We start from the raw sequence: 26,335 nt of genomic DNA, 5'->3' as shown, positions 1-26,335 counted from the left end.
CCGCCGCCTGGGCGCGCGGAATCTCGATCGTCGCGTCGGCCGCCAACGCCAGCCGCACCCCGGCGGCCAGCAGGTCGGCGTGCTGTTCGACCGGCAGCGGATAGACGTTCAGCCAATGCGACCCCGCGAGGTGCAGCCGCAGCGCGCCGCCCGGCTGGCAATCCTCGATCCGCACCGGCACCAGCGCGAGGGATTGCGAGACCGCGGTGACGACCTCGTTCTTCACATGCACGGAATTCGCGGTGGACCGCGACAGCACCAGCACCATGGCGTGGGCCCGGCCGATCGCGGTCAGGATCGCCTCGCCCCAATCCGCCCCGGCCGGGACGTCGCGCGGGGCGATCCAGCAACGAATGCCGCGCGCCTCCAGCGCCGCGCAGATGGCATCGGCGGCGGGGCGATCGGTTGACGCATAGCTCAGGAAGACGTCATGCGGCATGGGCGGCATCCGGAACGCCCGCCTTCTGGCACAGCCCGCGCCGTCGCGCCATGGACGAGCGTCACGGATTGCCCGGCGCGGGCGCTGCCTTCTAGGATCAAGTCCCTCGCGCGGCAGGAAATGATGTCCGAAAGCCTTGCGGAGGTCCTGGCCCTGGAGGCGGAGGGCCTTCTTCTCTCGGCCCATGACAGGGCCATGGCCGCGCTGTCCGAGCACCCGGACGACCCTGCGCTGCGCTACCGCGCGACGCTGACCATTGCGCGCGCCGGGGCGACGGGCCGCGCGCTCGATCTGTTCCACCAGCTTCGGCTCGACGCCGAATCGGACCCGGAGATCGCCGCCCTCGGCGCCCGGCTGATCAAGGACCGCGCCTTCGAGCAACCGGTCGCCGCGCGCGGCCCGCTGCTGGCCGAAGCGGCGCGGCGCTATGAGGCACTGTGGAGCCGGGGCGGCGAAGGCTGGCACGGCGTCAACGCGGCCGCGCTTCACCTGATGGGTGGGGACCGCGGGCGCGCGGTGGTGATCGCCGAGAAGGTGCTGCGCAACCACCGCGACTCCGGTGACTACTGGTCGGCCGCCACCGAGGCCGAGGCGCTGCTCCTCGCCGGGCGCGAGCTCGGCGCGCGCCGCGCGCTGGAGGAAGCCGAGGCGCGCGCCGGGGCGGACCTGTCCGCGCGCGCCACCACACGGCGGCAGTTGCGGCGGGAGGCCATCGCACTCGGCGTCTCGCCGTCCATCGTCGATGCGCTGCGCATCCCCGCGGTCCTGCACTACACCGGCCACATGCCGAAACCCGGCCAGGACGACCCGGCGATCGAAGGCCTGATCGCCGCGACGCTTGATGCCGCAATCGCGGCACAGCATGTCGGCATGGCCTTCGGCGGGCTGGCGGCGGGCCTCGACATCCTCGCCGCCGAGGCGTTGCTGCGGGCCGGCGTGACGCCGACCGTCGTGCTGCCCTGCGATGCCTGCACCTATGAGGCCGCTTCGGTGCTGCCGGCCGGGGAACGCTGGGTCGCGCGCTATCGTGCACTGCTCTCGCGGGTGCGCATCCAGCAGCTGGATGAACGGCCCTTTCCCGGCGACGACCTGCACCTGGCGATGGCGGCGCGGCGCGCGATGGGCCTCGCCCGGCTGCATGCGCGCCACCGTGACGGCGCCGCCCTGCAGGTCGCCGCCTGGGACCGCGTGCCGTCGCGCGGTGCGGCCGGAACCGGGGCGGATGTCGCGGCCTGGACGCGCGCGGGCGGGCAGTCGCTGTTCCTCGGCTGGCCCTGGCCGCGCAACGGCAATGGGGACGCACCGCCGGAGCCGCGCCGCCGGCCCATGGCCGTGCTGTTCGGCGACCTGCCCCGCTTCAGCGCGCTCGACGACGAAGGCCTGGCTCGCTTCTACGAGGGCCCGCTGGTGGCGATGGGCGCCGCACTCGACCGCCATCCCGCGACCTACCGCAATGCCTGGGGCGACGCGGTGCAGATCACCTTCGAGGATGTCGTCGCCGCCGCCGCCTGCGCCTTCGACATGCGCACGGCGCTGGAATGCCAGGAGCCACCGATCCATCCGCGCTTCGCGCTGGATTTCGGCCCGATGCTGCCGGTGCGCGACGCCGTGCAGAATGCCGACAAGTATTCCGGCCGGGCGATGACGCGCGCCGCGCGCATCGAACCGGTCACGCCGCCGGGGCGCATCTTCGCGACCGAGGCCTTTGCCTGCGAGGTGGCGCTGCTGCCACGCGGGGCCGGGCTTGCCTGTGACTATGCCGGCCGCATCCCGACGGCCAAGGGTTTCGGGTCACTGCCGCTCTATGCGCTGCGGCGCTCGGGCTTCGAGGAGGAGATGGCATGAGCGACACGCGCCTTGCCGAGGAACTCGGCCGCATGACGCTGTTCCAGGGCCTGCCGTCGACGGCGCTGGCACGCATGGCCGAAGGGGCGCGCCGTGTCGCGCCGCCGGATGGCGCGCCGCTGTTCGCGCAGGGCGACGCGCCGGACGCGGTCTATGCCGTGCTGGAAGGGCGCGGGAGGGTGCGCGTCGGCGCCCCCGACAGTGCCGCGAAGCGCCTGATGGTCGAGGTGTTCCGCGCCGGCGACATCTTCGGCGAGATCGGCGTGCTGGATGGGTCGCCGCGCAGCGCCGATGCGCTGGTGCAGGGCGATGTGAAGCTCGCGCGCATCCCGGCCGCCGCCTTCCTGGAGACGGCGGAGAGCGAGCCGGCGCTCGGCCTCGCGCTGGCGCGGATGCTTTCGGTGCGGCTGCGGCGCACCTTCGGGCTGCTGCAGGATGCGACCTTCGCGCCGCTCGAGGTACGGCTGGCGCGGCAGGTCATGTACCTGCTGAAGGCCGACAGCGTGAAGACCGACAAGGGCGTGCGGCTCGCCGCGCGATTCCGCCAGGGCGACCTCGCCGACCTGCTGGGGGCGACCACGCGCAGCATCATCTCGATCCTCAATGCCTGGCGGGCGGCGAACCTCGTCGCCTACGACACCGAGAAGGCGTTCCTGTTCGTTCTGGATGAGGCGGGGCTCGCGGCTGTCGCCGCCGGGCCGCGGGACGGGGCGTGAAGCGCGGCGCGCCGCGATGCCCCTGACGGCGGCGCCCCTGCGTGGACGGCTCCGGGCCATTGCGGCCGCGCTGTTGCTGCTTGCACCACCTGCCCTGGCCCAGTTTCCGGACGCGAAGCCTCCGCCAGGCGGGCCAGGGGCGCGCCTGCCGCTTGTCGCGCCTTTGCTGCCTGCGCCCTTGGCAAGCGCGCCGGCCGAACTGCCCGGACCTGCCTGCAACATGCAGCAGATCCCGGTGTTCAACGCGGCGATGGTCGAGGCCCGTACGCGCCTCACGGCGGCGATCCGGCTGGTGCGTGAGCAGCCTGAGCACCCCCATGTCCGGCAGTGGTTCGGTAGTGCCCCGCACCCGGTGGTCCTCAACAGGCTGCAACGGACGGCGACGCGGCTTGCGAATACGGCGGGGGTCGACATCCACTGCAACGATCCGGCCCGCTGCCGCCCCGAGGTAAGCGCGTATGCCAGGGGCTGGTCGCACGTCCTGCGGGATGCGCAGGGCCGGCCCGCGGCCACCTATCGCATCGACGAGGGCCAGGTGATTGGCGTCTGCCCGCCTTTCTTCCGTGCGCGGATGGATGGAACGGGCACGCGCTGGGGCATCCTGATCCATGAAGCGACGCACTTCGCAGTCGAAACCCGCGACCATGCCTATGGCCGGACCGCCAGCCTCGCACTGGCCCGCGAGAACGGGATGCGCGCGGCGGAGAACGCGGACAACTACATGTTCTTCGTCGAAACCCTGCCACGGTCCTGATCGGGGACGACCGGATGCTTCGGGTCGAACCGCCCATGGGCCATGCGGCGGGGATGAAGGATTTCACCGCGGCGCGGCGCGCGTCATGGCAGGATGCGGCGCGATGAATCGTCTTCTTTCCGTCCTGCCGGCCGCGCTGCTGCTGATGGCCGCGGGCCCGGCCGCGTTGCCAACCGACAAGCCGCAGCCGCTCGAGCCGAACCGGCAGGTTCTCCAGGTCCCGCTGCCGACCGAGAAACCCCCGCCCGCGGTGCTGACGGCGGCCGACATCCCGGGCCCCGCCTGCACGCCGGACCATCGCGCCCTGATCGACGATGCGCTGGCCGAGGCACGCGCGCGCCTTGTCGCGGCCATTCGCCTGGTGCGCGAACAGCCCGACCACCCGCACATCGCCCGTTGGTTCGGTGATGCGCCGCGCAAGACGATCGGCATCACGCTGGAACTGACCGCGGCGCGGCTGGCGGACATGTCGGGTGTCGATGTCCGCTGCAATGACCCGGCCGGCTGCCCGGGCGGCCGCTTCGCCTATGCGCGGGAACGCGACCTCGTGCTCGGCCTGTGCCCGCCCTATTTCCGCGCGCGGATGGACGGCACCGATTCCCGCTGGGGCATCCTGATCCACGAGGGATCGCACGTCGCCGCCAATACCCGCGACCACGCGTATCGCCCGAACGGCGCGCTGGCGCTGGCGAAGGAAAATGCGTCACGTGCGGCGGAGAACGCCGACAACTACGAGTATTTCGTCGAAACCCTGCCAAGGTAGTCTTTGTGCCCGCGAACGGCGGGCAGCGGCCGTCCAGCCGCCTTGCGTTCGCGCCCTGCACTGATGCGCTGGCGACTACGGTCGGTCTGCGCGCGGCCGCACTGTGCGCTCATGGGTCAGGACGGCCGAACTTTCAGCAGGAACAGCGCCGCCACCGCAGCCATGCCGAGCCCCGCCGTCAGCCACAGCGACTGCGTGCCGACCGCATCCACCAGCAGCCCGAAGAAGTATGGTGCGAAGGCCTGCGACGCGCGCGCCGGCGCGGTGATCAGCCCCTGCCGACGCCCGTAGCCGACCGACCCGAACAGGGCGAGCGGCAAGGTGCCGCGCGTGATGGTCAGCATGCCGTTCCCGGCCCCGTGGATCAGCACGAAGACCGCCGCCATCGGCGCCCCGCCGGCCAGCAGCACGGCGACGGCCACCGGATGCGCGGCGCAGGCGATGCGCGCCGAGACCAGCGGATTCACCTTGCGCAGAAAGCCGAATTCCAGGATCCGAGCGCCGACCTGCGCGGGCCCGAGCAACGCGCCCGCGGCCACCGCCGCCGCCGCCGTGGCCCCGGCCGCCTGCAGCAACCCCGGCAGATGTGCCCCGAGCGCGGAAGCGCTGAACCCCGCCGTCGCCAGCACAAAGGCGAGCAACGCCATGTCCCACAAACGCGGCGCCGGACCGGCGCCGGTCGCGGCGGCAGCGGTTTTCTCGGGCGGCGGCACGCGCGGGATCAGCAAGCGGTTGAGCGGCAGGCCGAGCAGCAGATGCAGTGCCGCCCAACCGTAGCAGGCGCCGCGCCAGCCCCATTCCGCATCCATCAGCGCCGTCAGCGGCCAGCCCACCGTGCTGGCAAAGCCCGCGATCAGCGTGATGCCCGTGATGCAGTTGCGCGCGTCCTTGCCATACAACCCGGCGAGCGTTGCGAAGGCTGCGTCATAGAGCCCCATCGCCATCGCCACGCCCACCACCGCCCAGGCGAGGCAGAACACCAACGGCCCAGGCGCCGCGCCCATCAGCAGTAGCCCAGCGGCGAAGACGAGGTTCGACACGGCGAGTACATCGCGCCCGCCACGGATGTCGATCTGTCGCCCCGCCGCCGGCCCCAATACCGCCGTCAGCAGCAGCGCGAGCGAGAAGATGCCGAAGATGGTGGCGCGCGACAGGCCGAACTCGGCCGCGATCGGCGTCGCGAGGATGGCTGGCAGGTAGTAGGAGGACCCCCAGGACAGGGTCTGCGTCGTGCCCAGCACGGCGACGGTGAGCGCGCGGTTGGTGGCGATGGTCATCGCTGCCCATCCTCCCGCCGCATCGCGCCGCCGCCAAGCCGGATAAGCGGGCGATCAGTCCGCGATCGGCCGCCCGAGTGCAGCGCTGTAACGTTCCGCGACGCGCGCCTTGACCTCCGGGTTGATGATGCGCGGCGGGAAGCGGCCGGCGACGAAGGCGGAGAACGCCTCGGCGGCGATGCGCGTGATCATCGACCGGCTTTCATGCGTCACCCCCGCCGTGTGCTGCGTGCAGATGACGTTGGGCAGCGACAGCAGTGGGTGGTCGGCCGGCGGCGGTTCCTGTTCCCACACATCGAGGCCGGCGGCCGCGATGTGGCCAGACTTCAGCGCGGGGAGCAGCGCCATCTCGTCATGGATCGACCCGCGCGCCGTCGTCACCAGCAACGAGCCCGGCTTCATCGCGGCGAAGGCATTGGCCGCCATCATCGCACGGGACTCCGGCGTCAGCGGGCAGTGCAGCGAGACGATGTCGCATTGCGCCAGCATGGTGGCGAGGTCGTCCATCTTCTCCGCCCCGCGATCGGCGACCGTCGCGGCATCGACATAGGGATCGTAGGCGAGCACGCGGCAATGGAAGGCGGCGTTCAGGATCGCCGCGGTGCGCGTGCCGACATTGCCGATGCCGACCAGGCCGACCGTCTTGCCGTAGAGGTTGCGGCCCATGAATTCCTCGCGCCGCTGGGCGCGGCTCTCGCGCATCGCCGCATGGCATTCGCCGAAGCGCTTGAGCAGCGACAGCATCATGCCGACGGCGTGCTCGGCGACCGCTTCCGCATTGCCGCCGGCCTGGTTGACCAGCAGCACGCCGGCACGGGTGCAGGCGCCGGGTTCGATGGTGTCGTAGCCGGCACCCTGGGAGGCCGCCATCAGCAGGTTGGGCAGGCGCGCGAGCAGCTCGTCATGGACGTGCATCGGCTTGGGCAGCTCGTCGCGGGACGCGCGGACATAGTAGCCCTGGCAGGTCTCGAGCACCTTCAGCGCCGCGTCCACGCCGTCATCCAGCGTCATGCGCACCACCTCGAGCGCCGGGTCCTTCGCGGCGGTGTCGAGGAAGGTCTGATGCGGCACCTTGATCAGGTAGCCGATGCGGAAGCGGGCAGTGGAAGCGGACACGTGGCATTTCCCCCATAGGACGGCCCGCCCTGGGTAGCGCGGGATGGGGGGGCGCGCCAGACGGGGTCAGGCCAGATAGACACCGCCATTGATGTGATAGACCTGCCCCGTGATCCATGCCGCGGCGTCCGAGGCCAGGTAGGTCATCAGCCCCGCGATCTCCTCCGGCCGGCCCATGCGCCCGAGTGGCATCGCCTGTGCCATCTCCGCCAGCTCCGCATCGGTATTGCCGTAGCGCGGCTGCGCCGTGTCGGTCAGCCCCGGCGCGATGGCGTTCACCCGGATGCCGTGCGGCGCCAGCGCCAGCGCCATGGACCGCGTGATGCCGATGACGCCGGTCTTGGTCGCCGAGTAGTGCACCCCGAGCACCGCGCCGCGCACAGAGGAGGAGGAGAGGTTCAGGATCACTCCCTTGATGCCCGCCGCCACCATGTGCCGTGCCGCCGCCTGGGCGCAGAAGGCGCTGCCCTTGAGGTTCACGTCCAGCACGCGGTCCCACTCCGCCTCGGTCATTTCGAGGAAGTTCACGCGTGGGAAGATGCCGGCGTTGTTCACCAGCACATCGATGCGGCCCAGCCCGTCGATCGCAGCCTGCACCACCGCTGCGCAGGATGCGGCGGTGCCGACATCGCCCTGCACCAGCATGGCGCGGCGGCCGGCGGCGGCGATGTCCGCCGCGACCGCCTCGGCCGCAGCGCGGTCGTCGAGCCAGTTCACCGCCACGTCATAGCCGGCCGCCGCGAAGGCGCGGGCAGCGGCGGCGCCGATCCCCTGCTGCGCGCCGGTCACCAGAACCGTCCTCGCGGTCATGCGGTCTCTCCCACCCTGCGCGGCAGCATCGCGGGGCTTGCGGGCGGGCGCAACGGGTGGCACCCCTGACCGCAAGCATGAGGGAAGGAGACGCCATGGACATCGCCGGGCTGTTCTCGCTGGCCGGGCGACGGGCGTTCGTCACGGGCGCCTCCGGCGTGCTGGGCGCGCATTTCGCCCGCGTGCTGCATGGCGCGGGGGCGGCGGTCGCGCTGGCGGCACGGCGGAGCGAGGCGACGGCGGCGCTCGCCGCGGAACTCGGTGCGCGCGCGGTGTCGGTGCCGGTCGACGTGACAGCCGCCGGCTCGATCCCAGCGGCCTTCGACGTCGCGGAAGCCGCACTCGGCGGTCCCTGCGACATCCTGGTGAACAACGCCGGCATCGCGGTGACGAAGCCCTTCCTCCAGCAGACCACTGAGGATTGGGACGATGTTATGGCCGTGAACCTGCGCGGCTGCTTCCTGGTGGGGCAGGAAGCAGCGAAGCGGCTGGCGGCAGCGAAGCAGCCCGGGACGATCATCAACATCGCCTCGGTGCTCGGGGAACGCATCATTCCCGGCGTCGCCGGCTACACCGCCGCCAAGGCGGGGCTGCTGCAGCTGACGCGGCAGATGGCGGTGGAACTCGCGCGTTTCGGCATCCGGGTGAACGCCATCGCGCCGGGCTATGTCGCGACCGACATCAACCGCGACTACTTCGCCTCGGAACCCGGCCAGGCGATGATCAAGCGCATTCCGCAGCGGCGCCTGGGCTCGCCGGATGATTTAACCGGGCCGCTACTGCTTCTCGCCTCCGCCGCCGGCGCGCATATGACGGGTGCCGTGGTCACGGTGGATGGCGGACATTCGGTCAACCCGCTGTAGGACGACGCACCATGGATTTCGTGCTGCCACCGGATATCGAGGCGATCCGCCTGCGCATCCGCCGCTTCGTCGATGCCCGGCTGATCCCGCTGGAATCCGACCGCGCCAACTACGACGAGCACGACAACATCGCCCCGCATGTGCTGGCGGAGATGCGCAAGGCCGCCAAGGCCGAAGGGATCTGGGCTCTGCAGATGCCCAAGCGCCTCGGGGGGATGGAACTGCCGCGCATCGGCATGGCCGCCTGCTATGAGGAAATGAACCGTTCCATCTTCGGCCCCGTGGTGTTCAATTCCGCCGCGCCCGACGACGGCAACATGATGATCCTCGACAAGGTGCTGCCCGAGGCGATGAAGCCACGCTGGCTGCAGCCCATCGTGAACGGGGATGTGCAATCGGCCTTCGCCATGACCGAGCCCGATGGCTGCGGGTCCGATCCCAACCTGACCTATACGAAGGCCGAGCGCATCGGCAACGACCGCTGGCGCATCACGGGCCGCAAGCACTTCATCACCGGCGCGGGCAACGCGAAGATCTTCATCATCATCGCGCGCACATCCGATGACGAGCGCAAGGGCCTGTCCGCCTTCCTGTTCGATGCCGATGCGCCCGGCTGGAAGATCACCCGCCGCATCCCGATCATGGGCCCGGAGGAACATGGCGGGCATTGCGAACTGGAGTTCGACGGGCTGGAAATCCCGGACGATCAACGCCTGCTCGGCATCGGCGACGGGCTGAAGCTGACGCAGATGCGCCTTGGCGTCGCGCGGCTGACGCATTGCATGCGCTGGACCGGCCTCGCGCGGCGCTCGCTGGAGATCGCGATGGAGCGCATCAAGGTGCGTGATTCCTTCGGCATGAAGCTGATCGACCGCGAAAGCGTGCAGGGCCTGGTCGGCCAGGCGGCGATGGAGATCGAGATCGGCCGCCTGCTGACCATGCGCGCCGCCTGGGCGCTCGACCAGGGATCCTTCGCGCGCAAGGAGGTGTCGATGGCCAAGATCGTCGTCGCCGACGCGCTGCAGAAATCGGTGGACACGGCGCTGCAGTTGCTCGGCGCGCGGGGCTATTCCAAGGACACGGTCATCGAGTGGATCTATCGCTACGCCCGCCAGGCGCGGCTGGTCGATGGCGCGTCGGAAGTGCATCGCATGGTCCTGGCGGGGCTGCTGCGATCCGAGGGCGATGGCTTCTTCCGCTGGGGCGAGGCCGGACGTGGATGAGGCCCGCCGCGAACGCCTGACCACCTGGCTGCGCGCGGCCAGCGGCGACGCGTCCCTGGTCATCGAGGGCGCGTCGCTGCTGTCGGGCGGCGCCATCCAGCAGAACTGGGCGCTGGAGGTGAATGGCGGGCATGCCTGGGTGCTGCGGACGGACAATGCGGCGACGCTCGCCGTCAGTCACGGCCGCGCACAGGAATACGCGCTGCTGCGCGCCGCCTTCGCGGCTGGCGTCACCGTGCCGCAACCGCTGTTCCTGTGCGAGGACGCATCCGTACTCGGCGCGCCCTTCTTCGTCATGCACCGCGTCGCGGGGACCGCCGCTGCCCATCGCGTGGTGCGCAGCGGCACGCTCGGCGGCGGGCGCGAGGCCTGCGTGCGGGCACTCGGGCGCGAATTGGCGCGCATCCACACGGTGACACCCCCGCGCACCGACCTCACCTTCCTGGGCACGGCCCCCGCCGACCCATGCCGCGCCTTCATCGCCGGGCAGCGCGCCGCGCTGGACCGCCAGCGCACGCCACGTCCGGTGCTGGAATGGGGGCTGCGTCATCTGGAACGCACCGCGCCGCCACCCGTGCCACCCGTGCTGGTCCACAACGACTTCCGCACCGGCAACATCATGCTGGACGAGACCGGCGTGACGGCCGTGCTCGACTGGGAATTCGCGCTGTGGTCCGACCCGCATGCCGACCTCGGCTGGCTCTGCGCGAAATGCTGGCGCTTCGGCAACGACGCGCAGGAGGCCGGCGGCATCGGCCCCCGCGCGGCGCTGTATGAAGGCTACGGCCAGGTGGACGATGCCCGCGTGCGCTGGTGGGAAGTCGCCGCGCATATCCGCTGGGCCTCGATCGCTGTCGACCAGGCGGAACGGCACATCTCGGGTGTCGAGCGCAACCTCGAACTGGCGCTGACCGGCCACATGGTCCCGGGCCTGGAATGGGAGATCCTGCGCATGGTGGAGGCCCGCGATGCTGCGTGAGGAACCGGCTGCCCCCGATCTGCTCGCCATCGCGCGCGACGTGCTGCTGAATGACCTGCTGCCCGCCCTGCCGCCCGACAAGGCCTTCGCCGCGCGCATGGTCGCCAACGCCATGGCGATCGCGGGGCGGGAGGCGGAGCAAGACGCGGCCTGGGAAGCCGAAGCCCTGGCACGCATGCCCGGCGACCCGCGCGACTTCGCCGCCGCCATCCGGCAGGGCCGCTTCGATCCGGGCAGCGCGGGCCATGCGTTGGCGGCCGCGCTGCTGGACGAGATCACCCGCGCGCGCTGTGCCGTGAGCGCGCCGCGCGCGCTCGGCAAGGGCTGAGGCCATGATGGAAGACGACCTGCCGAAATCGGCCGCGAACCACGTTCCGCTCTCGCCGGTTTCCTTCCTCGCCCGCGCGGCGCGCATCTGGCCCACTCGGATCGCCATCATCCATGGGGCGCGGCGCGTCACCTATGCGCAGTACCTGGATCGCAGTCGGCGCCTAGCCTCCGCCCTGCGTCTGACGGGCGTCGTGCCCGGCGATGTCGTCGCGGCCCTGCTGCCCAACATCCCGGAGATGCTGGAAGCGCATATGGGCGTGCCCATGGCGCGTGCCGTGCTGTGTCCAATCAACACCCGGCTCGACGCGCCGACGGTGCGCTTTATCCTCGGCCATTCGGGCGCCAAGGTCCTGCTGCTGGACCGTGAGTTCGCCGCGCTGGTCACGGAGGCGCTGAAGGATGTGACCGACCCGCCGCGCGTCATTGTCGTGGACGACGCCGAGGGTCGCGGCGCCGCGGCGATCGACGCGACAGGTTATGAAGACTTCCTCGCCACGGGCAATGCGGCGTTCCCCGTCGAGCCGCCGGGGGATGAATGGGCGGCGATCTCGCTCTCCTATACCTCCGGCACCACGGGCGATCCGAAGGGGGTCGTGGTGCATCATCGCGGCGCCTATCTGAATGCCTGCGGCAATGCGCTGGCATTCGGGCTCTCGCCGCGCAGCGTCTATCTGTGGACGCTGCCGATGTTCCACTGCAATGGCTGGACCTATACATGGGCCGTGACCTTGCAGGGCGGGACGCATGTCTGCCTGCGGCGCGTCGATCCCGCGCAGATCTTCGCGCTGATCGCCGAATATGGCGTGACGCATCTCTGCGCCGCCCCGGTGGTGCTGACCATGCTGATCCACGCGCCAGAGGACCAGCGCCGCGCGTTCCCGCACCGCGTCGGCATCGCGACCGGCGGTGCGGCGCCACCCTCCCCCGTCATCGCCGCGATGGACGGGCTGGGCTTCGACGTCGCGCATCTCTACGGCCTGACGGAATGCTACGGGCCATCGCTGCTCTGCGCCTGGCAGCCGGAACTCGCCAACCTCGCCTTGCCGGACAAGGCCGCCTTCATGGCGCGGCAGGGCGTGCCGCTGCCGACACTGGAAGACGCGACGGTGATCGACGCCGACACTGGCGCGCGCGTGCCGGCAGACGGCGCGACGCTCGGCGAGATCGCGCTGCGCGGCAACACGGTGATGAAGGGCTATCTTCGCAATCCGAAGGCCAACGCCGCCGCCTTCGTCGATGGCTGGTTCCGCACCGGCGACCTCGGCGTGCTGCACCCCGATGGCTATATCGAGGTGAAGGACCGCGCCAAGGACATCGTCATCTCGGGCGGCGAAAACATCTCCAGCCTGGAGGTCGAGGAGGCGCTGTATCGCCACCCCGACGTCATGGAAGCCGCGGTCGTCGCGCATCCCGACCCGAAATGGGGCGAGGTGCCGCACGCCTTCGTCACGCTGAAGCCCGGCGCGAGTGCCACGCCTGCCGACATCATCGCGCATTGCCGTGCGCATCTCGCGCATTTCAAGGCGCCGCGGCACGTGACCTTCGGTCCGCTGCCCAAGACGGCGACGGGCAAGATCCAGAAGTTCGAGCTGCGGCGCGGGTTGCGCGAGGACTGACCCGCTACTTCCCGTGTGGTTGCTGCGGCGCGGGTTTCGGCGCCGGCGGTCGCGGCGGGGTGGATGGGCCGGAGATGACGTCGAAATCGTATTCGGTGCGCTTCATGGTGACCTCCTGTGTGGGGCCGCCTTGCACCTGGGTCTTGCGGGTAGCGGGATCATGGTCCCCGAAACGCGAAAGCCGCCAGGGCTTGGCGGCTTTCGGGGAAACTTGGTCGCGTGGACGATCCCTCAGGCCGCTGGTGGATACCAGCGGTACCAAAATCGAACGGTCGGGATGCGGTTCGCAACCATGGGCGGATACTATGGCACGTCACCGGCGGGCATGCAAGCGAGGGATCACGGCGTGCCGCCGCGCCCCTGCACACTGCGCCCGATGATCGGCAGGTCGATCACAAGATCGCGCCGCGCCGGGCGCGGTTCCCAGCGCGCGCGATAGACGCGCAGCTCATGATCCTCGACCGGGACGTTCGCCTCGACAGGAATGCGGCGGATCTCCTCGAAATCCGGGCCGTCCAGCACGCGTTGCAGCGCCGCCATCTGGTCGAGGTCCGTCCAGAAATCGCGCTGCGCAACCACGATGGAAATGCCGACATCGCGCAGCAGGTCACGGATCTGTTCGTCCGTGTAGGTCGTCTCCCGCACGCCGAGCTCGCGCCGCACGGAGACCGACAGGAACAGCTTGTCGGCGCGCACGGTCATCAGGTCGCCACGGCCAGTCGCGGTGCGCATGCTGAAGATGAAGGACCCGTCGCGCTTGCCGGAGAACAGGATCGCACCCTGCGGTGGCGCAAGGCCTGCGGCGATGCGCGCCGCCTCCCGGTACCCGTCGACCTGCGGCACCTGGGCGAACAGCATCGTCGCGACGGCGAGCAGGGCGGCAACACCCACCGCCGCGGGGCCGCGCAGCGCATCAGCCAGCGGCTGCAACAGGCAGCGCAGACCGAGCGCCGCCCAGACCGCGACCGGCACCATCAGGATCACGCCGTGTCGCGCCTCCTTCAGTTCCACGAAGGACAGGGCAACGTAGCCGAGCACGAACCAGGCCGCGAACAGCACGACCGCGGCGCGCTCCAGCCCCTGCCGGCGAAACGCTGCGACGAAGCCGATCGCGGCAAGGCCAAGCATGGGCCAGCCGGCCATGCTTGGCAGTTGCTCGGCATACCAGGTCCAGCCTGCCAGCGTGCTGCGGGACGCCGGTGTATCGGCGATAGCGACCACCGATTGCACATTCGCCTGGCCGAATTTCAGCGTCAGCAAGATCAGCGGCACCAGGCCGAGCACCGCAAGCGGCAGGGCCGCCCAGATCCGCCGGTCGCGCAGCACCGGCCACCCGCGCATCGCCAACACGGCGAGCACCAGCGCCGGCACGACGAAGGCCATGCTGATCTTCGTGTAGAGCGCCGCCAGCAGCAGCAGCACCGTCGCCGCCAGGGCACCGGTCCCGCCATCCCGCGCGAAACGCCACGCAAAGACCGTCGCCCAGACGAGGAACGCAAGCGCCGGGATCTCCAGCATCAGTTGCCGGCCCCACAGTGCGATCTCGCCCGCGCCAAGCAGCAGCAAGGCCACCGACAGCGCCGTCCAGCGCCCGGCCATCATCTGCGCGAGTGCAAAGACGCCCGCACCGAGCGCGAAGAGGTGGAGAGCCACCACCGCCTGGATGACCGCCTGGCTCTCGCCGAACAGCAGGATGACGGGCGCGCTCAGCGCATAGAACAGCGGCGGATAGAACAGGATCGTGAGCGCCGGATACTGCGCATAGAAGTCGAAGGCGAAGCCCCGGGGATCGCCGATCGGCATGGTGCGCAACAGCTCGGCCACGAAGATGCCGTTGAGCCCGTGCCGCGGCGCATCGCTCCACCAGAAGCCGCCGGATGTCGGCGATGTCGCATAGAGCCCTAGCGCACAGGCGGCGATGACCGCTAGACAGGCCAGCAGCCCCGGCCCGCCGGCGCCAGTTGATGGGAACGACGTATTCTGTGACACCGCAGGATAATCCCCCGATACCAACGGACGGTCCGGCCGAGGCCGAGGTTCCGCTCTGTGTCGATTTGGACGGCACGCTTCTTGTTGGCGACAGCCTCTATGAACTTGTGCTGGCCTGCTTGGGGAAGCAACCATTTCTGCTGTTCCTCATGCCGTTCTGGCTGCTGCGCGGAAAGGCGGCGCTGAAGGATCGTCTGGCCCAGGCAATGGATCCGTCCGGCCTGTCCTTCGTCTTCCACCAGCCCTTCCTGGCCTATCTGCGCGCGGAACGGGAACGTGGCCGCCGCCTCGTCCTCGCCACCGCTGCCGACTATCGGGTGGCGGAGGCCGTCGCCGCCCGCACCGGCCTGTTCGATGAAGTCCTGGCGACGCGACCGGGCCACAACCTGCGCGGGTCCGCGAAGGCTCGGGCACTCGTCGCGCGCTTCGGCGAGCGCGGCTTCGACTATGCCGGCAATGACCGGCACGACCTGCCGGTCTGGGCGGTGGCGCGCGCGGCCATCGTCGTCGCGCCACGCCGTTCCGGCATCGCAGCCCGCGCCGCCACGGTCGCGCCCGTCGAGCGGGTCTTCCCCGCCGCGGCACCATCGCCGCGCACGCTGCTGCGGGCCATGCGTCCGCACCAATGGGCCAAGAACGCCCTTGTCTTCCTGCCGGTGATCGCCGCCCATCGCTTCTCGGACATGACGGCGCTCGGGCATGCCGCGGTCGCCTTCGTCGCGCTCAGCTTGGTTGCCTCGGCCGGCTATCTGGTGAACGACCTGCTCGACCTGCAGGCTGACCGGACGCATCCGCGCAAGCGGACCCGCCCCTTCGCCTCGGGCGACCTGCCGGTGCCCGCCGGCCCGCCGATGATCCTGCTGCTGCTGGCGGTGGGCCTCGCCATCGCCGCCTCGGTTTCCTGGACCCTGGCCGCCTGGATCGCGCTGTACCTCGTGCTGACGCTGACCTACTCGACCTGGCTCAAGCGCCGCGTTCTGATCGATGTCTTCGTCCTGGCCGCGCTCTACACCCACCGCATCCTCGCCGGCGCCATCGCATCCCTGATCGCGCCATCTTTCTGGCTGCTGGCGCTGTCCACCTTCCTGTTCCTCAGCCTGGCGATGCTCAAGCGCTATTCCGAGCTGGTCAGCGCCCTGTCGCACCCGACCGGCGAGGAGCGGCCCGGCGGCCGCGGCTACCGCATCGAGGACCTGGACACGCTCGGCGCGCTCGGCGCGGCCAGCGGCTTTTCGGCGGTCTTCGTGCTGGCGCTGTACATCGAAAGCGCGAATGTGCGCGTGCTGTACCGCACGCCCGAGGTGTTCTGGCTGTGCTGCCCGCTGCTGCTCTATTGGATCAGCCGCATGTGGATCGGCGCCCGGCGCGGCAAGATCGACGACGATCCGCTGGTCTTCGCGCTGCGGGAGAGGGTGAGCCTGATGGTGCTGGGCCTGCTGCTCGTCCTTGTCGCCATCAGCGCGACGGTGGATGTGCGCTGCTGGTTCCTCGGCATCTGCACCTGACGTGCATCAGGATGGCACACCGCTTGCCGGCCATGTATAGGCTGCGGCTCGCTCACCGCACGCTGCGGTGATGCCGCGCCTGCCCCAACCGTGCCATGCCGAGGAGATCACCATGATGCACCGCCGCTCCTTGCTCGGGGCTTCCGGCCTCGCGCTGGCCGCCCCCGCCACCCTGCGCGCCCAGACCCTGCCCAAGATCACCATCGGCATGTCCGGCTGGACAGGCTTCGCGCCGCTGACGCTCGCCGAGCAGGCCGGGCTGTTCCGCGCCAATGGCATCGAGGTGGAGACGAAGTTCGTCCCGCAGCGCGAGCGCAACCTCGCCCTCGTCTCCGGCGCGCTGAACTGCGTCGTCACCACCGTGGACACCATGATCCTCTGGGCAAGTGCGGCGCCGCTGGTGCAGGTGCTCGTGCTTGACCGCTCGCGCGGCGGGGACGGCGTCGCGGTGCGGCCGTCGATCAATGGCTGGGCGGATCTGAAGGGCAAGACGATCGCCGTCGATGGCGCCGGCACCACGCCCTATTTCGTGCTCGCCTATATGATGCGCGAGAACGGGCAGTCGATTCGCGACATCACGGCCGCGACGCTCGCCCCGCAGCCGGCCGCGCAGGCCTTCGTCGCGGGCCAGTTCGACGGCTGCTCGACCTACGAACCCTATCTGTCGCAGGTGCGCGCGATGGGCGCGGACAAGGGCAAGATCCTCGCGACCACGCTCGACCACCCCTGCGTGGTGGACACTCTCGCCTTCACGCCGGCCTTCATCCAGGCGAACCCCGAAGCGGTGCGGCGCGTGGTGAAGTCCTGGTGGGACGCGCTGGCGATGATCGAGCGCGAGCCGGATCGCTCCTTCGAGATCATGGGCCGCCGCGTCAACCAGACCGGCGAGCAGTTCAAGGCCAGCGCACAGTTCATCGAATGGCTCGACCAGGCGAAGAACAAGGCCTACGTCGCCGACGGCCTGCCGCAATTCATGCAGAAGGCGCACACGGTGCAGCGCGAGACTGGCGTCGTGCGCCAGGACGTCAATCTCGGCGCACTGCTCAACACCACTTTCCTTGGGTGAGATGAAGCCGCTCGTTCCCGTTTCGGCCGCCGCCCGCGTCCTGCTGGGCGCCGGCTTCTTCCTGCTGTTCGTGCTGGCCTGGGGCGCGGCGACCTGGTCGGGCTGGGTGCCGCCGCTGTTCCTCGCCTCGCCGGAGCGCACCTTGCGCGCCGGCTGGTCGCTGCTGACCGAGTTCGGCTTCGCCGGGGACATCGCGATCACCGTCTTCCGCGTGGTCGGCGGCTTCGCGATCGCGGCGGCGATCGGCGTGCCGCTCGGGCTGATGATGGGCGCCTTCAAGCCTGTGGAGGCCTTCTTCGAGCCCTTCATCTCGTTCGCACGCTACCTGCCCGCCTCCGCCTTCATCCCGCTGCTGATCCTGTGGGCGGGCGTGGGGGAGGCGCAGAAGCTGTCGGTCATCTTCATCGGGTCTTTCTTCCAGATCGTCATCATGGTCGCGGTGATCGCGGGGGCGACGCGGATGGACCTGGTGGAGGCGGCCTATACGCTCGGCGCGCGCTCCCGCGGCATCCTGCGCCGCGTCATCATCCCGTCCTCCGCGCCGCAGGTGATGGAGACGCTGCGCCTCGTGCTCGGCTGGGCCTGGACCTACGTGATCGTGGCGGAGCTGATCGGCGCGACCAGCGGCATCGGCCACATGATCATGGACAGCCAGCGGCTGCTCGATACTGGGCAGATGATCTTCGGCATCGTGGTGATCGGGCTGATCGGGCTGGTGACGGACTTCCTGTTCAAGGCACTGAACCGGACGCTGTTCCCCTGGGCGGTGCTGTGAGATGAGCCGCAAGACCCTGCGCATCTCCGGTGTCACCCGCAGCTTTCCCGGTAGGGGCCGCGCCGGCCCGACGCTGGCGTTGCAGCCGGTCGACCTGACGGCGAAGCCCGGCGAGTTCGTCGCCATCCTCGGCCCGTCGGGCTGCGGAAAATCCACGCTGCTGCGCATCGTCGCGGGGCTCGACCACCCGACCGGCGGCGGCGTCTCGCTCGATGGCACGCCGGTCGCCGCCCCGGGGCCGGATCGCGGCATGGTGTTCCAATCCTACACGCTGTTCCCCTGGCTGACCGTCGCCCAGAACATCCGCTTCGGCCTCGCTGAACGCGGCCTACCGGACGCCGAGCAACAGGCCGTCGCCGAGCGCTTCATCGCCCGCACCGGCCTCAAGGGCTTCGAGAACCACTGGCCGCGCCAGCTCTCGGGCGGCATGCAGCAGCGCTGCGCGCTGGCCCGCGCGCTGGCGAACGATCCCGAGATCCTGTTGCTCGACGAACCCTTCGGTGCGCTCGACCACCAGACGCGCGAACTGATGCAGGAATTGCTGCTGGAGATCTGGGAAGCCGATCGCAAGACGGTGCTGTTCGTCACCCACGACATCGACGAGGCGATCTTCCTCGCCAACCGTGTCGTGGTGATGTCCGCCCGGCCCGGGCGCATCAAGGCGGATGTGCCGATCCCCCTGCCCCATCCACGCGACTGGACGGTGAAGACCACGCCGGAATTCGCCACGCTCAAGGCCAGGCTGATGGGCGAGATCCGCGAGGAAGTGCGCAAGGCGGCGTCGGCGGCCGGGTGACACGCCCGTCACGCCGATGGCCGCGACAGCACATAGGCCACGCCGCTGAGCATGAACCCGGCGACAGCGGCGACGAGCCACGGGCCTGGCGCGCCGGCGACATAGAACACGACGAAGCCGAGCGTGGTCCCGGCCACCGCCATGAGCTTGGCGCGACGGGGGATCGCCCCGCGCTCGCGCCAGGCCCGCAGCACCGGCCCGAAGCGGGGATGGTCGAGCAGCCAGGCCTCCAGCCGCTGCGAGGATCGCGCGAAGCAGGCTGCCGCCAGGATCAGGAAGGGCGTGGTCGGCAGCACCGGCAGGAAGGCGCCGACGACACCGAGCGCCACCAGAAGCAATCCCAGGACGAGATAGACGCCGCGCATCACTGCCGGCCCTGCGCGCCGGGCCCCGATGATTCGCACGCGGTGCGGCGTCATGCGCTCCGGCTTGGCCATGCCGCAGCCGTGGCACCATCCGGTGCCGCCGTCGAGATCGCTGGCCTGGATGCAGGGGCGTTCCATCGCGGCGCAGTTGGCCGTTGCCCTGGCGCATGGGACGGGCCATTCACCCCCGCATGGATATCCCCGCGACGATCCCCCGCGCCGCCCTGGTCACCGGCGGGGCGCGCCGGCTTGGCCGGTCGATGGCGCTCGCCCTCGCCGGGGCGGGGTTCGACCTCGCCATCCACTACGGCGCCAGCGCGGCGGAGGCGGATGCGACCGTAGCCGAGATCCGTGCGCTCGGCCGCCGCGCCGTCGCATTGCCGGCCGACCTCGCGACCGAAGCCGAGGTCGCGCGGCTGCTGCCCGCCGCCGCCGCGGCGCTCGGCCCGATCGGCGTCCTGGTGAACAACGCATCGACCTTCGAGCGCGACGAATGGCACGACGCGACACGCGAATCCTGGGACCGGCATGTCGAACCAAACCTGCGCGCGCCCTTCGTGCTATCCCAGGCCTTCGCCCGTGTGCTGCCCGCGGGTGCGGAAGGCGTGGTGGTGAACTTGCTCGACCAGCGGGTCTGGTCGCTGACGCCCCACTTCGTCTCCTACACCGTGTCCAAGGCCGGGCTCTGGGCGCTGACGCAAGCCCTCGCCCTGGCGCTGGCGCCGCGCATCCGCGTCAATGCGATCGGCCCTGGCCCCGCCCTGCCGAGCCCGCGTCAGTCGCAGGACCAGTTCGACCGCCAGGCGCGATCCGTGCCGCTGCGCCACGGGACGGGGCCTGAGGAAGTGGCGCGCGCACTGCTGGCGATACTCTCGCTGCCATCCATGACCGGGCAGATGATCGCCCTCGATGGCGGGCAGCATCTGCAATGGTCGCCCACCCAGGGCATGGAGCCCGAGGAATGACCATCGAACCCGACGCTGCCGCGGGCCTGCGACACGTCTTCGTACGTGGGTTGACGGTGCAGGCGCACCTGGGCGTGCATGCACACGAGAAGACTCAATCACAACGTGTCGTGATCGGCATCGACCTTGCCGTGCGCGATTCCCATGCACCGTCATCGGAAGGGCCCGATGAATTGTCGCGCGTGGTGGATTACGGCGTCGTTGCGGAAACGGCGCGCCGCATCGCATGCGCAGGACACGTTCGCCTAGCCGAGACCCTCGCTGAACGCATTGCGCTTGCAATACTTGGTGATGATCGCGTGTTGCGTGTGCGCGTATCGGTAGAGAAGCCTGACGTGCTTCGTGACGTGACGAGCGTGGGCGTTGTCGTTGAAAGGACGCGATTTTGAAACTGACCGCGGGCGGATTTTGTCCACTGCCCGACGAGAGCGGGGCGCCGTCCGGCCGGGTCAAGAGAAGATTTCCCCTTGACGCTCACGGAATTGTTAAGTCGAGATTTATATCTTTAAAATTCAATCACTTAAATAGTAGCGGCCGGGACGCCCAAAACCGGGGCAAGTCGTTGAAACCCTTTTGTAACCACGCGATCTACGTCTTCGGTCGCCCTTCGCCCACAGACTTATCCACACCTTTCGTGGACAACCTGGCGACCACCGCACACCCCTTGACCGCCTTATGACCGAGACCCCGGAACAACCCCCGCGCGAGGACGGCCTCGCGGTCATCGAGGCCGCGCTGCCGACCCTGCCACTCGCGCCTGGCGTGTATCGGATGCTCGATGCCAAGGGCGATGCACTCTATGTCGGCAAGGCCCGTTCGTTGCGGCGCCGTGTCACATCCTACACGCAACTCTCGCGCCTGTCCGAACGGCTGCGGCGCATGGTGTTCGAAACGCGCAGCCTCGAAATCGTCACCACCGCCTCCGAGGCGGAAGCGCTGCTACTCGAGGCGAATTTCATCAAGCGGCTGCGGCCGCGCTTCAACATCGTCCTGCGCGACGACAAATCCTATCCCTGGCTGCTGATCACCGACGATCATCCCTATCCGCAGATCGCCAAGCATCGCGGCGAGCGGCGGAAGGGCGCGTCCTACTACGGCCCCTTCGCCTCGGCCGAGGCGGTGAAACAGACGATCCGCGCGCTGCAGCGCGTCTTCCTGCTGCGATCCTGCCGCGACACCGTGTTCGACAGCCGAACGCGGCCATGCCTGCTGTTCCAGATCAAGCGCTGCTCGGCACCCTGCGTCGAACGCATCAGCCACGACGACTACGCCGCACTTGTGCGTGAGGCGAAGGAGTTCCTGTCCGGCGGCACGCCTTCGATCCAGAGGCGTCTCGCCAGCGAGATGGAAGCCGCCGCGGCGAATCTCGAATTCGAGCGCGCCGCCGCCCTGCGCGACCGCATCCGCGGCCTGACGCATGTGCAGGGAACGGATCGCGTCAATCTCGATGGCGTCGGCGATGCCGACGTGGTCGCGCTGCACCAGGCGGCCGGGCAGTCCTGTGTGCAGGTCTTCTTCTTCCGCGGTGGGCGCAACAACGGCAACCGCCCCTACTTCTTGAATCACGCGAAACAGGACCAGTCGGCCGAGGAGGTGATGGGCACCTTCCTCGCGCAGCTGTACGACGACCTGCCGCCGCCGCCGCTCGTCCTCCTTTCACACGAGCCGCCCGAAGCGGCCCTGATCGCCGAGGCGCTGTCGCTCAAGGCCGGCCGCAAGGTCGAGTTGCATCGCCCCCAGCGCGGCGAGAAGAAGGACGCGGTGGACCACGCCGCCACCAATGCGCGGGAAGCGCTGGAACGGCGCCTCGCCGAGGGCACCGCCCAGGCGCAGTTGCTCGATGGTGTCGCCACCCTGTTCGATCTTCCCGGCGCGCCGGAACGCATCGAGGTCTACGACAACAGCCACATCCAGGGCGCCAACCCCTATGGCGTCATGGTCGTCGCCGGCCCTGCCGGATTCATGAAGCAGGCCTACCGGAAGTTCTCGATCCGCGTGGCGCAGGGCAATGACGACTTCGCCATGATGCGGGAGGTCTTCGAACGTCGCTTCGGCCGCGCCCTGCGGGAAGACCCCAGCCGCGAATCGGAATCTTGGCCCGACCTGGTGCTGATCGACGGCGGCGCAGGCCAATTGTCCGCCGCCCAGGCGGTGATGGCGGAACTCGGCGTCGAGGACGTGCCGCTGGTCGCCGTCGCCAAGGGCCCCGACCGCGACGCCGGCCGCGAATGGTTCCACATGGCCGGCCGCGAACCCATCCAGCTGCCGCCCCGCGATCCCGTGCTCTACTACCTGCAGCGGCTGCGCGACGAAGCGCACCGTTTCGCGATCTCCGCCCACCGCGCGGGACGGTCCAAGGCGCTCACACGATCGGAACTGGATGACATCCCCGGCGTCGGGACCGCGATCAAACGGCGGCTGCTCAACCATTTCGGCTCGGCGCGCGGGGTGCGGAACGCGGCACTCACCGACCTCGCCGCCGCACCGGGCGTCGGACCGCGCGTGGCGCAGCGCATCCATGAGCATTTCCATCCCGGCGCCACGGTGGCCCCGCGCGACGGGACGGGCTAAGCAAGCAATCGCGATGCCGACCGACCTCCCCAACCTGCTGACGATCTCCCGCATCGCGGCCATCCCGGTGCTCGTCGCCGTCGCGGCGCTCGGCACGCGCTGGGGCGACATGGCGGCCTGCGTGGTTTTCTCGGTGGCCGCCATCACCGACTATTTCGACGGCAAGATCGCGCGCGACCGCGGCGTCACATCCTCCTTCGGACGCATGCTGGATCCGATCGCGGACAAGTTGCTGGTGGGCGCTGCATTGATGCTGCTGGTCGGGCTCGACCGGCTGTCGCCTGCCGCGCTGTATCCGGCGATCGTCATCATGCTGCGCGAGATCATGGTCTCCGGCCTGCGCGAATACCTCGCGGAGCTGCGCGTCGGCCTGCCGGTCACGCGGCTGGCGAAGTGGAAGACCGGCTTCCAGATGGGCGCGCTCGGCACGCTGCTCGCCGGCGACACCGGCGCCTCGGTGATCGGTCTCGGCGCGCTGCCGGTGTCCCTGATCGGTGAGGCTGGCCTGTGGGTCGCCGCGGCGCTGACGCTCGTCACCGGCTGGGATTATCTCCAGGCCGGGCTGCGCCATGCCGGCCAGGCGGACGCTTCCGCCGCACAGGGGCCCTCGCATCACGACAAGACCGCGGCGCGCCCTTGAGCGTGGCAGGCCGCAGGCGCATCTTCACACCATGATCGCGGAGCGAAACACGATGAGGCGCGCATCCCGAGGCGGTGTCCTCCTGTCCGTCGCCCTGCTGGCCGGTTGCGGCCCCGACTGGCAGCCATCCTGGAACATGGCCAGCCTGCCGGAGGTGGAAGGCGACAGCCTGACCATCCGCCGCGTCACGGGCGAGGACCCCGAATTCACCCCCCTGCAATCCGAGAGCATCGCCGATCTGCGTCGGTCGGTCGGCGCGCTGCTCAACCGGCCACCGGATGGTCCCACCGCGGCGATGACCTCGGTGCCGGAATACCGCCCGGTGCCGCGCCCTGAAGTCGATGCACAGACGCGCCGCCGGCCGGGCTCCTCCACGCCGCCGGACGTGCTGGCCACACCGGCGCCGGTCGCCACCCCTGCCCCCGCCCGCCCGGTGCCGCCTGTCCTGCCCCCGGCCTCCGGCCGCGTCGAAGGCACGCAGGTCCTGGTGCCCGGCCAGCCCGCGGGCACCGTCACGGGCGGTACCGACCGCGTGCAGACCTTCAGCCAGCCCGGCAATCCGGCCGGCGGCGTCGCCATCCGCGATGGCGGCACCACCACCGTCATCCAGCCCGGCGGGCGCGTGACCACCATCCCGACCCCGCGCTGATCCCATGCGAGTCCTGTACTTCGCCTGGCTGCGTCAGAAGGTCGGCATCGCCGAGGAGGAGGTCGCGCCCCCCGCCGAGGTGCGCGACGTCGCCGGCCTGATCCGCTGGCTCGCGGCGCGTTCGCCTGCCCATGCGACCGCCTTCGCCGACCCGCGCCAGGTGCGCGCCGCGGTGAACCAGGATTTCGCGACGCCCGACCAGCCGGTCGCCGCGAATGACGAGGTTGCCTTCTTCCCCCCCGTCACCGGCGGCTGACATGGCCCGTATCCTCGTGCAGGACGCGGCCTTCGATCTGGCCGCCGAGACCGCGTCGCTGGCCGCCGGGCGCGTCGATGTCGGCGGCATCGCCACCTTCCTTGGCGTCTGCCGCGGCGATGACGGGCTTTCGGCGCTGGTGCTCGAGCACTATCCCGGCATGACCGAACGCGCGATCGCGCGCATCGCCGAGCAGGCCGAGGCGCGCTGGCCGCTGACCGGCTGCACCGTCATCCACCGCACCGGCCGCATCCTGCCCGGCGAGCCCATCGTGCTGGTGCTGACCGCCTCCGCCCACCGTGCCGCCGCGCTCGAGGCCTGCGCCTTCCTGATCGACTGGCTGAAGACCAAGGCGCCCTTCTGGAAGCGCGAGGAATTCGCCAACCGCCCCGATCGCTGGGTCGAGGCCAAGGCCGAGGACGACATGGCCGCCGAACGCTGGACCGGGGCCGCGTGACGAAACCACCGCATCTCGATGCCGTGGTGATCCCCTGCCGCGACATCGCCCGCCAGCGCGCCTTCTACGAGCGCATCCTCGAAGGCCCGCCGGCCGATGCCGGCAGCGGCTGGCTGCGCTTCGACCTCGACCATGTCAGCCTGGTGCTGCGCGCCCGCGGCGACGCGCTGTTCCCCCGCGAAGGCCAGCCCGGCGTGATGCTCGCCTTCCACCTCGACTCCCGCGACGAGGTCGAGCGCTGGCACCGGCGGCTGCTGATGGCCAAGGTCGCCGTGCTGGACCCGCCAGGGCCGCTGCCCTCCGGGGAATTCGCGCTGCACGCGGCGGATCCCGAAGGCAACGTGCTGTGCCTCTTCGCACCGTGAGGCCGCGGCGCGTTACTTTATTGCTTTAGGATTTTAGGTTTTCAGGCCCTTATTGGCGAGAAGCGCGCGGGTCGCGCCTTGATTGTAGGAATATAATACGGCTCTCTCGCGCGGTCCAGCGCCGTCGGAGGGGCGCCGCCCCTCCGAACCTCCCCGCCAGAGGGCGACGGCCCCCTGGACCGCGGAAACCGGGCTATTCGGGGACGCGCGTCCAGCCCTCGCCGGGGTCGAAGCGGGTCGTGCCGGCAACCACCCGCGCAGTGTTCGGGCCAAGGTCGCGCTCCCAGACATCCCCGGAATGGCTGACCATGAAGGTCTTGATGCCGGACACGCCATATTGCGCCGGCCAGGCGATCGCAGCGAAGCCGCCGATCATCCGGCCGTTCACCAGGTAATCCATCGCTCCGCCCGGCGCCGCCGGCCCCTGCGCCTCCAGCATGCGGAACAGGTAACCGTGGAAGGGCTGCGGCGTGTCGCCCGGCGTGCGTGAATAGCCCCCCGCGCTCGCCGCCGCGAAAAGCGGGCCGAGCGGGCTCGGCGCCTCATCCGGGCCGGTCTGCCAGTACAGCCCATTGCGCCGGCCCGGCGTCGAGAAGAACCGGCGCGCATAGACCCGGAACGCACCCTCCCGCCCGACGCCGCTCGCATAGTCGGCCTGCGCGTCCACCAGCTCGCGCATCACCTCGATGGTATCGAGCTCGTTCCGCCCGATGCGGCGATCCACGAGTTCCTGCCCCGCCGCGACGGAATCGAAGCGCCAGACGCCGCCACGCTCCAGCATCGGCAGCGGCAGCGGCCAGCCGTCGCTGCCCACCTCCAGCACGGCGCGGCCCGGCGCGGGGCGCACGATCTCCGCCTTCTGGTCATAGGCGGCGAGGAAACGCTGCCGCACCGCCCGGTCCTCCACCGCATCGCCGGAGCGGATCAACCGGCTGCCCGCGCTGCCGAGGACGCGCAGCGCCTGCCGGTCGCCCGGGGCGCGCAATGCAGCGACCAAGGCGGCGAAGCCTTCCTCCGGGCTACGGAACGCGGCCGGGGGGATCGGTTGCGGTGCCGGCGCGGCGGCCCCGGCGGCCGGTGCCTCGGGCGCCGCCGACGGGGCGGGCGCCTGGGCCAGCGCGGCCGAGGCCGCCAACAGGGCGGCGAGGCCGCCGATCAGGGCTGTCCTGGACATCACCATGCTCCTCACCGCCGCCCGCCACGAC

General features: G+C 70.1%; 28 protein-coding genes. 21 read left to right on the top strand and 7 right to left on the bottom strand.

Annotation, left to right across the window (positions count from 1 at the left end; genetic code table 11):
- The coding region (locus AC2YHJ_RS27165; protein WP_487399321.1) for a toll/interleukin-1 receptor domain-containing protein at positions 1 to 439 on the bottom strand (439 nt) is incomplete at its 3' end.
- A 123-nt stretch (positions 440 to 562) separates the two neighbouring features.
- Between AC2YHJ_RS27165 and AC2YHJ_RS27160 the strand changes: the two genes are divergently transcribed.
- From AC2YHJ_RS27160 to AC2YHJ_RS27145, 4 genes are all read left to right on the top strand, one after another.
- The gene (locus AC2YHJ_RS27160; RefSeq protein ID WP_487399320.1) at positions 563 to 2,284 is read left to right on the top strand and encodes a tetratricopeptide repeat-containing protein; all 1,722 of its coding nucleotides are present in this window, start codon (positions 563 to 565) and stop codon (positions 2,282 to 2,284) included.
- The gene (locus AC2YHJ_RS27155) at positions 2,281 to 3,000 is read left to right on the top strand and encodes a Crp/Fnr family transcriptional regulator (RefSeq protein WP_487399319.1); all 720 of its coding nucleotides are present in this window, start codon (positions 2,281 to 2,283) and stop codon (positions 2,998 to 3,000) included. The genes AC2YHJ_RS27160 and AC2YHJ_RS27155 overlap by 4 nt, the downstream gene beginning before the upstream one ends.
- A gap of 16 nt (positions 3,001 to 3,016) precedes the next feature.
- Entirely contained in the window at positions 3,017 to 3,754 is a 738-nt protein-coding gene (locus AC2YHJ_RS27150) for a M35 family metallo-endopeptidase (protein ID WP_487399318.1), read from the top strand.
- Positions 3,755 to 3,857: 103 nt separating this feature from the next.
- On the top strand, positions 3,858 to 4,517 hold the full coding sequence (locus AC2YHJ_RS27145) for a M35 family metalloendopeptidase (RefSeq protein WP_487399317.1): 660 nt from the start codon (positions 3,858 to 3,860) through the stop codon (positions 4,515 to 4,517).
- A 116-nt stretch (positions 4,518 to 4,633) separates the two neighbouring features.
- Here the strand turns inward: AC2YHJ_RS27145 and AC2YHJ_RS27140 are convergent, their stop codons facing one another.
- From AC2YHJ_RS27140 to AC2YHJ_RS27130, 3 genes are all read right to left on the bottom strand, one after another.
- Positions 4,634 to 5,794 (bottom strand): MFS transporter, encoded by a 1,161-nt coding sequence (locus AC2YHJ_RS27140; protein ID WP_487399316.1) that lies wholly within the window; start codon positions 5,792 to 5,794, stop codon positions 4,634 to 4,636.
- A 54-nt stretch (positions 5,795 to 5,848) separates the two neighbouring features.
- On the bottom strand, positions 5,849 to 6,910 hold the full coding sequence (locus AC2YHJ_RS27135; protein ID WP_487399315.1) for an NAD(P)-dependent oxidoreductase: 1,062 nt from the start codon (positions 6,908 to 6,910) through the stop codon (positions 5,849 to 5,851).
- A 66-nt stretch (positions 6,911 to 6,976) separates the two neighbouring features.
- Positions 6,977 to 7,720, bottom strand: a complete 744-nt coding sequence (locus AC2YHJ_RS27130; RefSeq protein ID WP_487399314.1) for an SDR family NAD(P)-dependent oxidoreductase — start codon at positions 7,718 to 7,720, stop codon at positions 6,977 to 6,979.
- A gap of 95 nt (positions 7,721 to 7,815) precedes the next feature.
- Between AC2YHJ_RS27130 and AC2YHJ_RS27125 the strand changes: the two genes are divergently transcribed.
- Genes AC2YHJ_RS27125 through AC2YHJ_RS27105 form a run of 5 tightly spaced genes read left to right on the top strand, consistent with a single transcriptional unit; the run spans position 7,816 to position 12,731 of the window.
- On the top strand, positions 7,816 to 8,583 hold the full coding sequence (locus AC2YHJ_RS27125; RefSeq protein WP_487399313.1) for an SDR family NAD(P)-dependent oxidoreductase: 768 nt from the start codon (positions 7,816 to 7,818) through the stop codon (positions 8,581 to 8,583).
- Between the two features lie 11 nt (positions 8,584 to 8,594).
- Positions 8,595 to 9,806 (top strand): acyl-CoA dehydrogenase family protein, encoded by a 1,212-nt coding sequence (locus AC2YHJ_RS27120; RefSeq protein ID WP_487399312.1) that lies wholly within the window; start codon positions 8,595 to 8,597, stop codon positions 9,804 to 9,806.
- Positions 9,799 to 10,785, top strand: a complete 987-nt coding sequence (locus AC2YHJ_RS27115; RefSeq protein ID WP_487399311.1) for a phosphotransferase family protein — start codon at positions 9,799 to 9,801, stop codon at positions 10,783 to 10,785. The genes AC2YHJ_RS27120 and AC2YHJ_RS27115 overlap by 8 nt, the downstream gene beginning before the upstream one ends.
- Positions 10,775 to 11,113, top strand: a complete 339-nt coding sequence (locus AC2YHJ_RS27110) for a DUF6285 domain-containing protein (RefSeq protein ID WP_487399310.1) — start codon at positions 10,775 to 10,777, stop codon at positions 11,111 to 11,113. The genes AC2YHJ_RS27115 and AC2YHJ_RS27110 overlap by 11 nt, the downstream gene beginning before the upstream one ends.
- 4 nt (positions 11,114 to 11,117) lie before the next feature.
- Entirely contained in the window at positions 11,118 to 12,731 is a 1,614-nt protein-coding gene (locus AC2YHJ_RS27105; protein ID WP_487399309.1) for an AMP-binding protein, read from the top strand.
- Between the two features lie 339 nt (positions 12,732 to 13,070).
- Here AC2YHJ_RS27105 and AC2YHJ_RS27100 read toward each other — a convergent pair whose 3' ends face one another.
- On the bottom strand, positions 13,071 to 14,720 hold the full coding sequence (locus AC2YHJ_RS27100; RefSeq protein WP_487399308.1) for an ArnT family glycosyltransferase: 1,650 nt from the start codon (positions 14,718 to 14,720) through the stop codon (positions 13,071 to 13,073).
- Between AC2YHJ_RS27100 and AC2YHJ_RS27095 the strand changes: the two genes are divergently transcribed.
- The 4 genes from AC2YHJ_RS27095 to AC2YHJ_RS27080 all read left to right on the top strand — a co-directional run bounded on the left by AC2YHJ_RS27095 (position 14,714) and on the right by AC2YHJ_RS27080 (position 18,862).
- On the top strand, positions 14,714 to 16,225 hold the full coding sequence (locus AC2YHJ_RS27095; RefSeq protein ID WP_487399307.1) for a UbiA family prenyltransferase: 1,512 nt from the start codon (positions 14,714 to 14,716) through the stop codon (positions 16,223 to 16,225). The genes AC2YHJ_RS27100 and AC2YHJ_RS27095 overlap by 7 nt on opposite strands.
- A 112-nt stretch (positions 16,226 to 16,337) precedes the next feature.
- Complete coding sequence (locus tag AC2YHJ_RS27090; RefSeq protein ID WP_487399306.1) at positions 16,338 to 17,291, top strand: ABC transporter substrate-binding protein; 954 nt, start codon at positions 16,338 to 16,340, stop codon at positions 17,289 to 17,291.
- A 1-nt stretch (position 17,292) separates the two neighbouring features.
- Positions 17,293 to 18,066 (top strand): ABC transporter permease, encoded by a 774-nt coding sequence (locus AC2YHJ_RS27085; protein ID WP_487399305.1) that lies wholly within the window; start codon positions 17,293 to 17,295, stop codon positions 18,064 to 18,066.
- A 1-nt stretch (position 18,067) separates the two neighbouring features.
- Complete coding sequence (locus tag AC2YHJ_RS27080) at positions 18,068 to 18,862, top strand: ABC transporter ATP-binding protein (protein WP_487399304.1); 795 nt, start codon at positions 18,068 to 18,070, stop codon at positions 18,860 to 18,862.
- Positions 18,863 to 18,870: 8 nt separating this feature from the next.
- Here AC2YHJ_RS27080 and AC2YHJ_RS27075 read toward each other — a convergent pair whose 3' ends face one another.
- Positions 18,871 to 19,365 carry a YbaN family protein gene (locus AC2YHJ_RS27075; RefSeq protein WP_487399303.1) on the bottom strand — a complete coding sequence of 165 codons (495 nt, stop codon included), beginning with the start codon at positions 19,363 to 19,365 and terminating at the stop codon, positions 18,871 to 18,873.
- A gap of 53 nt (positions 19,366 to 19,418) precedes the next feature.
- On the opposite strand from AC2YHJ_RS27075, the gene AC2YHJ_RS27070 reads away from it, so the two are divergent.
- The 8 genes from AC2YHJ_RS27070 (at position 19,419) to AC2YHJ_RS27035 (ending at position 25,130) form a co-directional block, all read left to right on the top strand.
- Positions 19,419 to 20,192 (top strand): SDR family oxidoreductase, encoded by a 774-nt coding sequence (locus tag AC2YHJ_RS27070; protein ID WP_487399302.1) that lies wholly within the window; start codon positions 19,419 to 19,421, stop codon positions 20,190 to 20,192.
- Positions 20,189 to 20,581 carry a dihydroneopterin aldolase gene (locus tag AC2YHJ_RS27065; RefSeq protein ID WP_487399301.1) on the top strand — a complete coding sequence of 131 codons (393 nt, stop codon included), beginning with the start codon at positions 20,189 to 20,191 and terminating at the stop codon, positions 20,579 to 20,581. Before AC2YHJ_RS27070 ends, AC2YHJ_RS27065 begins: the two co-directional genes overlap by 4 nt.
- Before the next feature lie 286 nt (positions 20,582 to 20,867).
- A complete protein-coding gene (uvrC, locus tag AC2YHJ_RS27060; protein WP_487399300.1) occupies positions 20,868 to 22,763 on the top strand; it encodes an excinuclease ABC subunit UvrC in 1,896 nt (631 codons plus the stop codon).
- A 13-nt stretch (positions 22,764 to 22,776) separates the two neighbouring features.
- On the top strand, positions 22,777 to 23,403 hold the full coding sequence (pgsA, locus tag AC2YHJ_RS27055; RefSeq protein ID WP_487399299.1) for a CDP-diacylglycerol--glycerol-3-phosphate 3-phosphatidyltransferase: 627 nt from the start codon (positions 22,777 to 22,779) through the stop codon (positions 23,401 to 23,403).
- A 52-nt stretch (positions 23,404 to 23,455) separates the two neighbouring features.
- Positions 23,456 to 24,052, top strand: coding sequence for a hypothetical protein (locus AC2YHJ_RS27050; RefSeq protein WP_487399298.1), 597 nt, complete (start codon positions 23,456 to 23,458; stop codon positions 24,050 to 24,052).
- A 4-nt stretch (positions 24,053 to 24,056) separates the two neighbouring features.
- Positions 24,057 to 24,308, top strand: coding sequence for a molybdopterin converting factor subunit 1 (moaD, locus tag AC2YHJ_RS27045; RefSeq protein ID WP_487399297.1), 252 nt, complete (start codon positions 24,057 to 24,059; stop codon positions 24,306 to 24,308).
- Position 24,309: 1 nt separating this feature from the next.
- The gene (locus AC2YHJ_RS27040) at positions 24,310 to 24,765 is read left to right on the top strand and encodes a molybdenum cofactor biosynthesis protein MoaE (protein ID WP_487399296.1); all 456 of its coding nucleotides are present in this window, start codon (positions 24,310 to 24,312) and stop codon (positions 24,763 to 24,765) included.
- On the top strand, positions 24,762 to 25,130 hold the full coding sequence (locus tag AC2YHJ_RS27035) for a VOC family protein (protein WP_487399295.1): 369 nt from the start codon (positions 24,762 to 24,764) through the stop codon (positions 25,128 to 25,130). The genes AC2YHJ_RS27040 and AC2YHJ_RS27035 overlap by 4 nt, the downstream gene beginning before the upstream one ends.
- 193 nt (positions 25,131 to 25,323) lie before the next feature.
- On the opposite strand, the gene AC2YHJ_RS27030 is transcribed toward AC2YHJ_RS27035, so the two are convergent.
- Complete coding sequence (locus AC2YHJ_RS27030) at positions 25,324 to 26,304, bottom strand: DUF2950 domain-containing protein (protein ID WP_487399294.1); 981 nt, start codon at positions 26,302 to 26,304, stop codon at positions 25,324 to 25,326.
- Positions 26,305 to 26,335 lie beyond the last annotated feature (31 nt).

Source organism: Roseomonas sp. SRI_022, assembly GCF_057586215.1.
The sequence above is the reverse complement of the archived record's forward strand: the minus strand, read 5'-3'. Positions and strand labels throughout refer to the sequence as shown.